Genomic DNA, 12,573 nt, shown 5'->3' on the forward strand with positions numbered 1-12,573 from the left:
TTGTAACAAGTCATCACAATCTGTGACAATTTGAAAAGGAGGAGGACAAATGAAGAAAATTGTCAAAAAAGCAATGGTTTTGTTAGCAATGGGTATATTTCTGATAGGAAGCACAGTTACTGTAAAAGCTGATGAAATGGACAAGTTTCCGTTACAACAAGAAGGGGCGGCCTCCAGCTCGTACACTCGGGGTATTCAAGTTATGTTGCTTAACTTTAATAGTGCAACAAGAAATTTTATATTAAACAGTGGTGGTGCTGATGGAAGTTTTGGTGGCGGGACTACAGATGGAGTAAGAACTTTCCAGTCTGCGTGTGGTATTGGAGTGGACGGACAATGTGGAAGGGATACATGGAAAAAATTCCGAAGCACACTTAGATTGAACTCGACAGGCAGCTATAAGTATTATGAAGGCCTTTCTCCATATTATAGTAATCATTATAATATGAGACAGGTAAATGCTTATGATGGAACATGGTATTGTTACTATGCTGGTTCTTGGTACTATGTCGGATAACGGTAATAGTAATTAAAAAAGTATAACTAGTAAAATTAGAACGGATTGTGATGATTTGATTACTATAATGCTTTATGTACAAGAGTGACAGGAGGTGTGGAAGAAGATGAGTATGAGATATGCAGCAAAGGTAGTTACCATCATTTTTATAAATGCACTGCTTGTTTCCGGCTGCAGGCAAAGTCCCGAGGAAGATATCGTTGTCAATAAAAATGAAGGGACAATGGAGAAAATAATACAACAGGGAAAAGCTTCAGACAAAGAAAACTTAAATATACCGGAAACTTATACCGATAGTTTTTCATTGGATGCCGATGAAATCAAAGTGAATGTAGATGCAAAAGTACATCCGGTGGATCCACCTCTTCCTGTGGTAAGAGTAAAACCCCATGTTATTACTGCGGAGGAAGCCCAAAAATGGGCGGAGGTTTTGTTTGAAGGAAAAACTGCATATGAACCCCATACCATGACAAAACAGGAAGTTGAGGAAAAGATCCTATGGTATAAACAAAGAATCAGTGATAAAGAGGCTTTGGCTGCTGATGTGGGGGAGGAGAACGTTCAGAGTACGATTGAAAGCTATGAGGAAAGTATAGCAGATTTTGAAAAGGCCTATGAAACAGCGCCGGACGCAGAACTTCGGCAGGAGTGCAGATGGGAGTTTCATCCAATGGGTTATTATAATGAGATCGGCTATGATGGAGGTATGGATGAAGAGGGCTTGAACAAAACACAGCAGCTTATAGCAGTGACAGATGATTTGAATGGCCATACAGGGCAGATCGTCGTATCCAACCGGGATGAGGAGGATTACAGGTTAAATTTGATGGCTTTTTATTATCTTGATGAGCATGAGATGAACGATATTCCATATAAGAAAATTTCGGCGGAGGAAGCGGCTTCCATAGCGGATAAGGTTTTGGAAAAGCTGGGTATAGAGGGATGGGCTTTATATTCGTCAGATAATAACTCCAATGAAGATGAGGGGAAGGATTCCCATATGCTCATTTATACGCCGGCATATGGAGATGTACCTGTCATCCAGGGGCCTGGAGTGGATGTGAAATCAGAAGATATTTATGCATCTAATTATTACTATTCGAGTTTGAGGATAGACATTTATAATGGGATCATATATGGAGTTGAATGGATTTCCCCATTGGAGGAGGTAAAAACAGAAAGTTCTGATGTGGAAACACTGCCTTTTGAAAAAGTTTACGAGGCATTCCGGAATCAAATGAAATCAAAATATACCAGAGACAAAGTCATAGACCCTGCAGACCCCACGTTCCAAAACAAAGAGGCGGACATTGAAGTAAACATCACGCATATTACACAAGGGCTTTTCAGAATTAAAGAAAAGGATAATAAAGAAGAGTTTCTCATAGTGCCTGTCTGGTGTTTTACAGGAGAGGTTATGGTTAATGGAGATAATTGGGGAGAGTCGGAATTTGCCATGATAAACGCAGTGGATGGGAGTACAATTGATACATTTCTTGGGTATTGATATGATCAGGGGATGACAGCAGAGGAAAAGAAGAATGCTTTTATATGACAGAAAACGCGCTTTTTTGGCAAGATGGATATATCTGGGGGCTTTTGTTACAATAATATTCGTAGTGCTTACCCGTATAGAAGCAGTTACGGAAGTAGTTCGCAGCAAAGAAACGCTGCCCCAAGGATGGACCCTGCGTTTCGTGGAGGAGTCTCTCACCGGAGATTCTATGTTGTTTTATCTTCCGGTCATATGTACATTTCCATATGCGTCAAGTTTTGTGGATGAGTTTAAATCGGGTATTACCCGGTTCACACTGACACGTGTCAGCCGGAGAAAATATCTTTGGTCAAAAGTATGGACAGTATCCTTATCAGGAGGGGTAATTCTCGTTATAGGCGCACTGGCTGTTATGATCGCTTTCAATGTGGTTTTTCTTCCGCTTGAAGAAGGAGCGAGCCTGTCCGCATTGACAGCAAAAATCATTGGGACCTATATCCAGTTTGCCCTTCGGTATTTTTGTTTGGGGGCATTGGGTTCCACTGTGGGACTGTGGATTTCAGCCCTGATCAACAACCGGTATATGTCCTTTATGGCACCTTTCATGGCAGAGTATTTACTCATCATATTTTATGAAAGGTATTTTTCGTGGTGCAGGATTTTATATCCAAAGGAATGGCTGAGTCCCTCAGATCATTGGCCTGGGGATTCCTGGGGAGTATTGCTGTGGCTGCTTTGCATGACCTTATTCCTGGGATGGGAATTCGTAGAGACAGGAAAAAGGAGGCTTGATCGTGCTTAGAAAGATAAAAATGGTATTTGTGACTGCATTATATAATTTCCGTTTGTGGAAAGGAAATGTACGGATTATATCTACTTTTATACTGGCCTTTATCCTCTGCTTCCTTCTTACAGATAAATTGATCGGATTTGCCGTTGAACAAGAAACTTCTATGCAGGCAGTAGAGGCATTTGTCTTGACTTTTGGAGACAGTAATTCCATTTTACTGACTTCGCTTCTGCTTTTACTGCTTTTCGGGGATGTGCCATTCATAACCACCGCGACTCCATTTTTTCTTATACGGGAGAACCGGAAAACATGGGTGATGGGGCAGGTTGTGTACATTATTTTTGCAGCAGCCATTTACCTGCTGTTTATTCTGTTGTCTACTTGTCTGCTTTGCGCTAAATATTCTTTTCCCAAAAATATTTGGAGTCAGACAGCAGCAATTTTAGCCTATTCTGATAAAGGTAAGAAGATTGCCCTCCCGGCAGCGGTTAAGACATTGGAAATGGGAAGGCCTTATCAGACTATGGGATATATTTTTTTGCTTATAATGCTGTATACCCTTGTGATGGTATTTCTTCTGCTTTTTGTTACTGTATGGAAAGGGCAGGCTGCCGGTGTTGTGAGTGTCTTGATCTTCAGTGCTTATGGAATGCTGCTAAATCCTGAAAATATTCAGAAACTACTGCAGCTGCCGGATGTTATGTATTATAAGGCCAGGGTATGGGTAGGATGGGCATCGCCTTTGAATCATGCTACATACTACATGCATAACTTTGGATATGATGATTTGCCCACACTGAGGCAGACCGGAGGGATTTTCGGAGGGCTTCTTTTGCTCCTGGTCTTTCTGAGCATAAAGGCTATGAAGCGTTATGCATTCCAATTTAAAGGAACAGAGAACTGAGGGGATAAGTGAGGTGAACAAATGAGGACTGTTGTAGATGTGGAACATGTTTATATGAACTTTCAGGATGAAGAGGTTTTACATGATGTGACTTTTTCGTTTCAGGAGGGGAAGATATATGGAATTGTCGGCAATAACGGAAGCGGGAAGACAGTTTTGATGAAGTGCATATGCGGATTTTTACGGCCGACAAGAGGCCGAATTTTTGTGAATTATAAAGAGATTGGCCATGATGTGGATTTTCCAGAGGACATCGGGATAATTATTGAGACACCGGGATTTTTGCCTAATTTGACAGGTTATAAGAATTTGGAGATTCTGGCATCTCTGCGGGGAAAGGCAGGAAAGGAGAGAATCCGCGAATCTATCAAAATGACAGGACTGGATCCGGATCTGAAAAAACATGTGGTGAAATATTCCCTGGGTATGCGGCAGAGACTGGGAATTGCCCAGGCAATCATGGAGAATCCATCTCTTATGATTCTTGACGAGCCTTTTAACGGTCTGGATAAAAAAGGAATAAAGCAAATGCACCAACTGCTTCTTGGATTGAAGGCCGGGAAGAAGACCATTATTTTATCAAGCCATAGCCAAAATGATATTGACGTTCTATGTGATACGGTTTGTGAGATGGATGCAGGGGTGCTCAGATGCATAAAAAACAATCCGGAGAGAGGGAAGTCAGATGAGTGAGTTATGTTTTAGTATGCGGAATGTCACAAGGTGGCATCGCTATGGAAAAATGACCGCGGACAGGATTTCTTTTTCAGTTGAAAAGGGAGAAAGTGTACTGATCACTGGCTGTCAGGGGGAAGAATTAAAAGAATGGATGGATTTGTCCACTGGTTTTATCAGGCCGGATGAAGGGAGTATTAAGAGAGCACTGAACTACGGGGTTATCCCTGAGATATTTCCGAAGATGGAATATATGGATGTGACAGATTATGCGCTTCTTCCTTTTGTGATGAAAGGAGAGTCGAAGAGGACAGCATGGGATAAGGTCAGATCTTTTTTGATTGAGAGCGGTCTTATGGAAAAAAAGGATTTGAAGGCTGGATTTTTGACGAAATATGAACAATGTGTACTTATGGCTGTGATGGCGCTGGCAGGAAAACCGGATTTTCTGATAATGGGAAATTGTACAAGGTTTTTAGATACAGAGGAAAAGATGAGATTTTGGAAATTATTAAGAATATGGCTGGAAGAACTGCATCCTGCATTTCTTTGTTTTTCAGGTATTGATGAAGTGCCATATCCTTTTAAAAAAAGATATCGTCTTTGTGATGGACACTGGGCAGTGGAGACAGAAACCGATTCTTTGGATAAAATAGGCTGACAGGAGAAAAAAGCATGAAAAAAGCAGGGATATGTTTACTATTGGCTATTGGCATAATGATTTTGTCTCATTCGGTTTTTGCAGCCGGAATGGAAGAGACAGGTATAGGATCAGACAACGACAAATCCGTATCAGACGTATCAGAAGCTTCTGTTCTTAATGCAAATGAAAATCATACAGGCGAATCAGAAACCGGATATCTCACGCTGGATGATAAAAATACATATGAGGGTATGGAAAAAGCTTATGAGGAGGGATATGAACCCCTGGTTAAAGACGGTTGGGTCAGTGTTATTCTTCCTATATATGCAGCAGAGGAGAATGACATTAAGGCATTGACGGCTATGCCTGATTTAGGGGATACTGCCAGTGCACCTTTTATTTTTCGCAATTACCGGAAAACTTTCCAAGTGACAAATGAAAGGATTAACGGTACGGGAGAAGAAAAAGCGGTTTTTCTGATTCGGTTTGATCTGGAATTAAGTAAGGATCGGTATAATGGAGTATACCCTGTAGAAATACAAATTGATTACCATGCAAAGGGGCAGGAGATATCACAGGTTTTTACAATTTATGTACAAATTACGGATGGAAAAGACAAAAAGGAGACAGAAGAGGGGAATGAGGGGGAGATAGATAAAGAGAAACAGCAGGATGAAACCCAGGCAGAGGAGAATATTCCGGTGAATCAGGAAAATGCAGGAACGCCAGTGGTTCCTGAGACACCAAAAGAGGAAAAACCCACTTCTGATCCCAAAGTTATAATCGAGCAGTGTATAGGAATGCCGGAGCAGATTATATCAGGGAGCGAACTGGAATTTACAGCTGTTTTAAAGAATACAAATAAAACAAAATATGTGCAGAATATTACGGTTGCTGTGACATGTGAGGCTGAAGGGATCACACTGAAAAACAGCAGCAATATTTTTTATTTTGAAAAGCTGGGAACAGAAAGTACACTGGAGATTCCGCTGCAGTTTCATATAGATGAAAAAACAGCGGCAGGGAAATATTCGATCGTACTTGATATGTCTTATGATAATCCTGATGCATCGTCTCTTACTTCCTCCGGAAAAATTGACTTGCTGATATCCCAGAAAATTGATATGGCCCTTGAAGTTGGCAAATTTGCATCAGAAGTGAACGCGGGAGACAGTATAAAAATTCCTGTACAGGCGATGAACCTGGGGAGAGGAAAGATATATAATGTCCGGTGTTCGCTGGATGTACAGGGGTTGAATGCCTCAAAAAGTTTGTTTCTAGGCAATCTGGATGGTGGTACAGCCGCCTCCGGAGAACTTGATGTGTTTGCGGGTATGGTAGATGAAAAAGCAGAATCGGCAGATAAAAGATATGGAAAAACTTCAGGAAATATTATTCTTACTTTTGAAGACGAAAACGGTGTGGAACAGACGCACTCCAAAGAAATTGTGGTAACGATCAATCCTCTGGAACTGAAGACCGTAAATACATCCAATGATAAGGGGGAAAAGAAGGTAATAGGACAGCAGATGGCTATTGGTCTGGGTATCCTTGCGTCTCTTGGTATTCTTGGGGTGACAGTCCCCATGGTGCTAAAAAAAATGAAGAAAAGGGATAGCTATGAATAGGAGAGAGGCTATAAAATACAGTCTTCGGATTTTACGGCGGAAAAATACTATAATTTCGGGTGTGTTTCTCATGCTTGCTTTTTATTGGCTTTATTGCAGTTGTACGACAGGATATAAACTGTATACGGAAATGTCTGAGAGTGTAGAAATACAATGCAGTATACCGGAAAATAGTTTAGAAATGATAAAGAAAGCAGAAGAGGTTTCTGCCGTCACAGAATACAAGGAGAGTATACAAGTAATTGAATATCAAGGATATACTGCTCAGGTAACCTTAAAGGGCATGGAGGAGGTATATATATATCACGCATATGCCCAGGTACTACAGGCTCCTTTCACTGATAGTATGCCTTGCCTGATAGCGGATGCCTCTGTTTTTGGTGCTATGGAAAATGAAAAAAAGGAAAAAATGAAGGATTCCTGGGAAGATATGATATTCCAGACCGTTTTTGTCAGTGGGCATGAAGCCAGGATTTATGGTGTTTCACAAGAAAACAATGAGGCAAACAAAGAAAATAAGCTGATAGATCAGGAATCCCTTTATATCCTGACAACACTGGAGGGATATGAGGCTCTTACAGCGGAACTTATAGAAGAGGAGGGAGAATTAAAGGCTTCGGAAATAAAAAATTATTATGTGGAAGTTAAGGATGGGTATAGATGGAATAAACTTGAGAATAAGTTAGCCGATTGGGGAATTACAGTAATATATGGGAACAGTGGAGAAAAAAATACACACAAATGGGAGGAAAAAGAAGAGAAGATCCGGCACCAATTAATTATGTGTCTTATGTCTTTTATATGTGGAAGTATGCTGATTTTTTATCAGGGATGTTTATGGAAACAGGAGTATAAAGCTTTTGTCATGTACATATATCAACTAGATAAGACGGGTAAAGCGTTTAGGAGAGTTTACAGAGGGCGGATTGTTTTGTATATAATTATGGGGATGCTAGGAGGTTTTTTTATGTTTGCAGCTAGGATCTGGTTTTAGTGACAGCGTATGTTCCGGTATAAGTCAGAAAAATACTGCATGTAATATAAAATGTGTGGAGTTAGTCCTTCGCGCAGAAGGTTGATGTTTCGTTTTTTATAAGTGTGTGGTATAATCGGAAAAGTAACGATGAAGGTACGGAACAGTTGGTGGTGTATAGATAGCGTAGGATATTTTGGTTGAGTACGCTGCAGAAATGTATTACAGTAAAAAGCCTTCAAGTCATAAAAAAATATAGTATAAAATATTAGAAGCTAGAGGGTATGAGAGAATTCATTCCAACAATCTGCATTTCCCACAAATTGTGACGCACAGCTTGCCGAGAGCAACTTTCAGATACACTCTGGCAGAGAAAAGGGTGAGGCTGGTGATAAAGGAGGACATGTTTGGAGAATGCCATGCGCATATCTTCATGGACGGGGTGAACTATAGAGAGGCTGTGCAGAGGCATCTGCACGGCGTGGATGCTCGTGTGATCCGGCGTCATTTTGAAATGTACCAGGAGAAAGGGATCACATTTGTAAGGGACGGAGGAGATGACCTGGGAGTCTCGGAGAGGGCCAGGGAGATTGCCGGGGAGTATGGGATTGATTACCGGACGCCGATTTTTGCAATTCACAGAAAGGGCTGTTATGGCGGGATCGTGGGTAAGGCGTACGAGAATATGAAAGAGTATGCAGAGCTTGTAAGAGAAGTTAAGGCCCATAAAGGGGATTTTATTAAGATCATGACAACGGGCATCATGGATTTTGATACAGATGGGGGAATCACAGGGGAAGCGCTGCCGTATGCGGAAGTAAAGGAGATGGTGCATATTGCCCATGAAGAGGGGTTTGCGGTCATGTGCCATACGAACGGTGCCGGTCCTGTGGCTGATTTGGTAAGAGCAGGTGCGGACAGCGTTGAGCATGGGAATTATGTATCAGAGGAGACACTTTTGATGATGGCCGAATCGGATATTGTCTGGGTACCTACGATTACCGTGGTGGCAAATATGTTTGGGTGCGGCAGATTTTCAGATGAACTGCTGCATGAGATTTACGAGTTGGGAAAGAAAAACATCAGGAGGGCATTAGAGCTTAAAGTGCATATGGCTTTGGGCAGTGATGCGGGAGCTTATCTGGTCCCTCATGGTCAGGGCCTGCTGGATGAATGGAGATGCTTTCAGGAATGCGCGGAGGATGAAAATGTCTTAAAAGCACGTATTTTTGAGGGAGAGGAAAAAATTAGAAATAAATTCAGATTTTTTTAGGAAAAGGTATTGACGAATACAAAATTTGGTGATATACTTTCACTTGTCGTTTGGAAGTGATGACAAAGAACGACAGAGAAAAGCGGGAGTGCTGGAACTGGCAGACAGGCTAGACTAAGGATCTAGTGGTCGCAAGATCGTGTGGGTTCAAGTCCCATCTCCCGCATTTTACAGGCCCTGTATCTGAGAAGATACAGGGCTTTTTTCTGTACTGAAATAAAATGCTATTAATGTGGAAGGCACCGGTACTCCGAAGGGGTATACCCCGTATGTTTCTTGAAGGTAATGCAGAAGCTGTTCTCACTTTGGAACCCGCAGGCATACCCTACGTCTTTTACTGTCCGGTCTGTAGTCTTCAGGTAATAGACTGCCTGCTGAAGGCGTATGGAGGTCAGATAGCTGTGGGGCGTCATGCCGGTTTCCTTTTTGAAGCATCGGATAAAGTAAGATAAGTTCAGGGAAACGTGGCAGGCAAGCTCCTCCATAGTGAGGTTGGAGGAAAATTTTTGCTGCATATAGGAAATGGCACGTTCGCTCACCGTATTGCCAGCGGAGGCTAACAGTGTGTAATCAGGCATATCCAGAAGGAAAGAGAGCATGTCCGTAATGTATTTAGAGAGCCAGATTTCATTATAAGGCACATGCATAGCAAAAATATCCTGCATGTGCTGCAGAGGCCTCAGGACCTGCATGGCCTGGCTTTTGGGCAGAGAGAAGACATACCCGTTCTGTTTTATGACCCATTGATAATAGCTTTTTGCGGAGACGCCGTCAAAATGGATCCACTGGATCTCCCAGGTGGAATTTGTCCCATAGATATGGGGCTGATAACAGTCAATACAGCAGAAATCACCTTCTTTCAGGTGGAATTGTTTTCCGGAGTATGTGAGATAACCGGAACCAGCCCTGACATAGAGCAGAAGAAAGCTGTCGTAGCTTGAACGCTCCACATGGTAAGTGGAATCACAGAAAAAATGCCCCAGACAGATAGGATATAAAAATTCCCGGCGGATCAAAGCGGTGGGTGTACAGAAATAAATCCTGGATTCGGGTAGAGGTGTTGAACTTGATGTTTCCATAAGGCTTGCCTCCTGAGGTTTTCTTTTACTATAAGGATATAGAATTTACCTGTGAGAGTCAATGGATAGCCATAAAAAATAGTCAATTTTTTTATATATAATGTCAATTCGCTGTAATGAAAAACCCTTCTGCATCGGTTATGATATAGAAAATGAATCAACACTCAGAAGTCAATATAGAGAGTAAAGGAGAATATTTATGGAATACGGGATCAGCAATGAGGATAAGCGGATATTACGTGAACTGGCAGAAAAACATAAAGAATTTGCATCACAGGAGAGAAATACGGTCCTGAAAGAAAAATGGTACAGGCACAATGCCCTTCAGGGGGAGATACCCATGGTGGTGCTGGAGTCATGGGGATTTAACAATGAGGTGATCATCCCAAGACTGAAATGTACCGGGGATTTTGCAAGAAAAGTGGAGTTTGATTTATATCAGGACTTTGTGGGTCAGGAACTGTTTGAGGATGACAGAGTGACACCGGATTGTTTTGAAATGAATTATGATACGGAGTTCAAGCTGTACGGGCTGGATATGAAGAAAGAGTTTGCCACGGGAAAAGAAGAGGAGGACTGCGCGGGGATCAGTGTGCGTTTTCTGCCTGTAATTGAAGATTTGGAAGATGATCTTGAAAAAATAGGGGCAAGTGTGTTTTCCGTAGACTTGGACAGCAGCAGGAAGAAGCTGGAGGCTGTGACAGAGGCAATCGGTGATATCCTGCCGGTGAGAAGGAAAATGGACTGTCTCTACAGCGTACCTACCCAGATGCTCATCCACCTGATGGGTATGGAAAACATGATGCTGAATATTGCCCAGTACCCGGAGCTTTTCAAAAAAATCATGGACCAGGCGGCTGATGATACCCTGGCCTATTATGATCTGCTGGAAGAAAAGGGGGTAATCCTTCCCACCACGGAATATGAAAGTGTGGGTCAGGGAACCTTTGCTTTCAACAGGGAACTGCCCGGACCCGAAATCCTGAAGGAAAGGAAGCTGACCCGCAGGGATGTGTGGGGATACATGGACTCCCAGGAAACACTGAGCATCTCTCCGAAGATGTTTGAAGAAATTATTTTCCCCTGCTATGAGAAAATCGGTTCCCAGTTCGGCCTGTTATCCTATGGATGCTGCGAGCCGGTTGACAAGGTGTGGGACAGCTGCATCAGCAAGTTTAAAAACCTGAGGAAGGTTTCAATCTCTCCCTGGTGTGACGAAGAGTTCATGGGAGAACGGCTGAGAGGCAGTAATGTGATCTACCATAGAAAACCGGCTGCCACTTTCCTGGGTATCAGCGGCAAAGAGCTGGATGAGGAGGCATTTAGGGCTTATATCAGGAAAAGCCTCCACGCGGCAAGAGGATGTAAGATGGAAATCACCCAGAGGGATATCTATACCATTGACAGAAATATAGAGAAAGCCCGCCGTTACATACAGATCATCAGGGAAGAGATTGAGGATCACTGGAAATAAGAAACGCATCAATGGAATATATGGAGGAGCGTCTGTGCAGCTAAAATGTATGGGCGCTTTTCTTTTTGCCCTCTATCGTGTATAATATCTTAGACGGTTTTAGTATACAAAAGAAAAACCGCCAGGAGGAAAAAAATATGCTTACGATCGGATGTCATTTATCCTCAGCCAAAGGTTATGAGGCAATGGGGAAAGAAGCGGTTAAAATACAGGCCAATACCTTTCAGTTTTTTACCAGGAACCCCAGAGGAGGGAAAGCAAAGGAGATCAGTCCGGAGGATGTGGAGAAGTTTTTAAAACTTGGGGAGGAGCAGGGGTTCCCCTGTATTCTGGCCCATGCGCCCTATACGTTAAACGGCTGTTCCGCGGATGCGGGTATCAGGGAATTTGCCACAAATACCATGGCGGATGATCTGAGACGGATGGAGTATACACCGGGAAACTGTTATAACTTTCATCCGGGCAGCCATGTGAAGCAGGGGGTGGAAACAGGGATCGCCTACATTGCGGATATGCTGAATAAAATCCTGACAGAGGAACAGAAAACCACAGTGCTTCTGGAGACCATGGCCGGAAAAGGCAGTGAGGTAGGCAGGACTTTTGAAGAACTGCGGGAAATCCTTGACCGGACAGAGCTTTCCCATAAAATGGGTGTCTGCCTGGACACCTGCCATGTATATGACGGTGGCTATGACATTGTGAATGACCTGGATGGGGTCCTGACAGAATTTGACCGGGTGATCGGTCTTGACAGACTGAAAGCCATACATTTAAATGACAGCATGTTCGGGCTTGGCAGCCACAAGGACAGACATGCAAAAATAGGGGAGGGCCAGATAGGGTTTGAGGCCATGAAGCGCATTATCAACCATCCGAAACTCAGGAAACTGCCATTTTATCTGGAAACTCCCAATGACTTAGAGGGATACGCCAAAGAGATCGCTATGCTGAAAGAAGCCTATATGGAGTAGAATTACGGGAAGTATGCATAAATTTCCCGGCAGAGGAAAAAGATTGACTGCTCTGCCGGGAAATTTTTGCTGTTTATGAGGGAATGTGCGGGGAAAGAAAAAAAATGCGAAATTTTTGCCGGAGAAAAAGGAAATACCTGTTTTATGCGTA

Annotated in this window: 12 protein-coding genes, 1 tRNA gene and 1 pseudogene; 13 read left to right on the forward strand and 1 reads right to left on the reverse strand. The window is 42.6% G+C overall.

The window, feature by feature from the left end:
• Positions 1–49 precede the first annotated feature (49 nt).
• The 11 genes and pseudogenes from A4V09_RS04835 to A4V09_RS04880 all read left to right on the forward strand — a co-directional run bounded on the left by A4V09_RS04835 (position 50) and on the right by A4V09_RS04880 (position 9,064).
• The gene (locus A4V09_RS04835; RefSeq protein WP_065541347.1) at positions 50–517 is read left to right on the forward strand and encodes a peptidoglycan-binding domain-containing protein; all 468 of its coding nucleotides are present in this window, start codon (positions 50–52) and stop codon (positions 515–517) included.
• A gap of 106 nt (positions 518–623) precedes the next feature.
• Positions 624–2,024: a DUF6034 family protein gene (locus A4V09_RS04840; protein WP_065541348.1), complete on the forward strand. Its 1,401-nt coding sequence runs from the start codon at positions 624–626 to the stop codon at positions 2,022–2,024.
• 34 nt (positions 2,025–2,058) lie between these two features.
• A complete protein-coding gene (locus A4V09_RS04845; RefSeq protein WP_065541349.1) occupies positions 2,059–2,814 on the forward strand; it encodes an ABC transporter permease in 756 nt (251 codons plus the stop codon).
• On the forward strand, positions 2,807–3,706 hold the full coding sequence (locus tag A4V09_RS04850; protein ID WP_198168572.1) for a hypothetical protein: 900 nt from the start codon (positions 2,807–2,809) through the stop codon (positions 3,704–3,706). Before A4V09_RS04845 ends, A4V09_RS04850 begins: the two co-directional genes overlap by 8 nt.
• 21 nt (positions 3,707–3,727) lie before the next feature.
• Positions 3,728–4,399 carry an ABC transporter ATP-binding protein gene (locus tag A4V09_RS04855; protein ID WP_065541350.1) on the forward strand — a complete coding sequence of 224 codons (672 nt, stop codon included), beginning with the start codon at positions 3,728–3,730 and terminating at the stop codon, positions 4,397–4,399.
• Complete coding sequence (locus A4V09_RS04860) at positions 4,392–5,042, forward strand: P-loop NTPase family protein (RefSeq protein ID WP_065541351.1); 651 nt, start codon at positions 4,392–4,394, stop codon at positions 5,040–5,042. The genes A4V09_RS04855 and A4V09_RS04860 overlap by 8 nt, the downstream gene beginning before the upstream one ends.
• 14 nt (positions 5,043–5,056) lie before the next feature.
• Positions 5,057–6,652, forward strand: coding sequence for a COG1361 family protein (locus tag A4V09_RS04865; RefSeq protein ID WP_065541352.1), 1,596 nt, complete (start codon positions 5,057–5,059; stop codon positions 6,650–6,652).
• Complete coding sequence (locus A4V09_RS04870) at positions 6,645–7,646, forward strand: hypothetical protein (RefSeq protein WP_157123453.1); 1,002 nt, start codon at positions 6,645–6,647, stop codon at positions 7,644–7,646. The genes A4V09_RS04865 and A4V09_RS04870 overlap by 8 nt, the downstream gene beginning before the upstream one ends.
• A 321-nt stretch (positions 7,647–7,967) precedes the next feature.
• A pseudogene (locus A4V09_RS26685) lies at positions 7,968–8,078 on the forward strand (hypothetical protein); the annotation flags it as partial.
• Positions 8,059–8,898, forward strand: a complete 840-nt coding sequence (locus A4V09_RS04875) for an amidohydrolase family protein (RefSeq protein ID WP_456297844.1) — start codon at positions 8,059–8,061, stop codon at positions 8,896–8,898. The pseudogene A4V09_RS26685 and the gene A4V09_RS04875, both read left to right, overlap by 20 nt.
• 82 nt (positions 8,899–8,980) lie before the next feature.
• Positions 8,981–9,064 (forward strand) — tRNA-Leu (locus A4V09_RS04880).
• A gap of 61 nt (positions 9,065–9,125) precedes the next feature.
• On the opposite strand, the gene A4V09_RS04885 is transcribed toward A4V09_RS04880, so the two are convergent.
• The gene (locus A4V09_RS04885) at positions 9,126–9,977 is read right to left on the reverse strand and encodes a helix-turn-helix domain-containing protein (RefSeq protein ID WP_065541355.1); all 852 of its coding nucleotides are present in this window, start codon (positions 9,975–9,977) and stop codon (positions 9,126–9,128) included.
• A gap of 199 nt (positions 9,978–10,176) precedes the next feature.
• Here A4V09_RS04885 and A4V09_RS04890 point away from each other — a divergent pair, with 199 nt between their 5' ends.
• Both A4V09_RS04890 and A4V09_RS04895 read left to right on the forward strand, forming a co-directional pair.
• Positions 10,177–11,451, forward strand: a complete 1,275-nt coding sequence (locus tag A4V09_RS04890; protein ID WP_065541356.1) for a uroporphyrinogen decarboxylase/cobalamine-independent methonine synthase family protein — start codon at positions 10,177–10,179, stop codon at positions 11,449–11,451.
• A 137-nt stretch (positions 11,452–11,588) separates the two neighbouring features.
• Entirely contained in the window at positions 11,589–12,422 is an 834-nt protein-coding gene (locus A4V09_RS04895) for a deoxyribonuclease IV (protein WP_065541357.1), read from the forward strand.
• Positions 12,423–12,573 lie beyond the last annotated feature (151 nt).

Origin of the sequence: Blautia pseudococcoides, from assembly GCF_001689125.2 — a bacterium.
GTDB classification, from domain to species: Bacteria; Bacillota; Clostridia; order Lachnospirales; family Lachnospiraceae; genus Blautia; species Blautia pseudococcoides.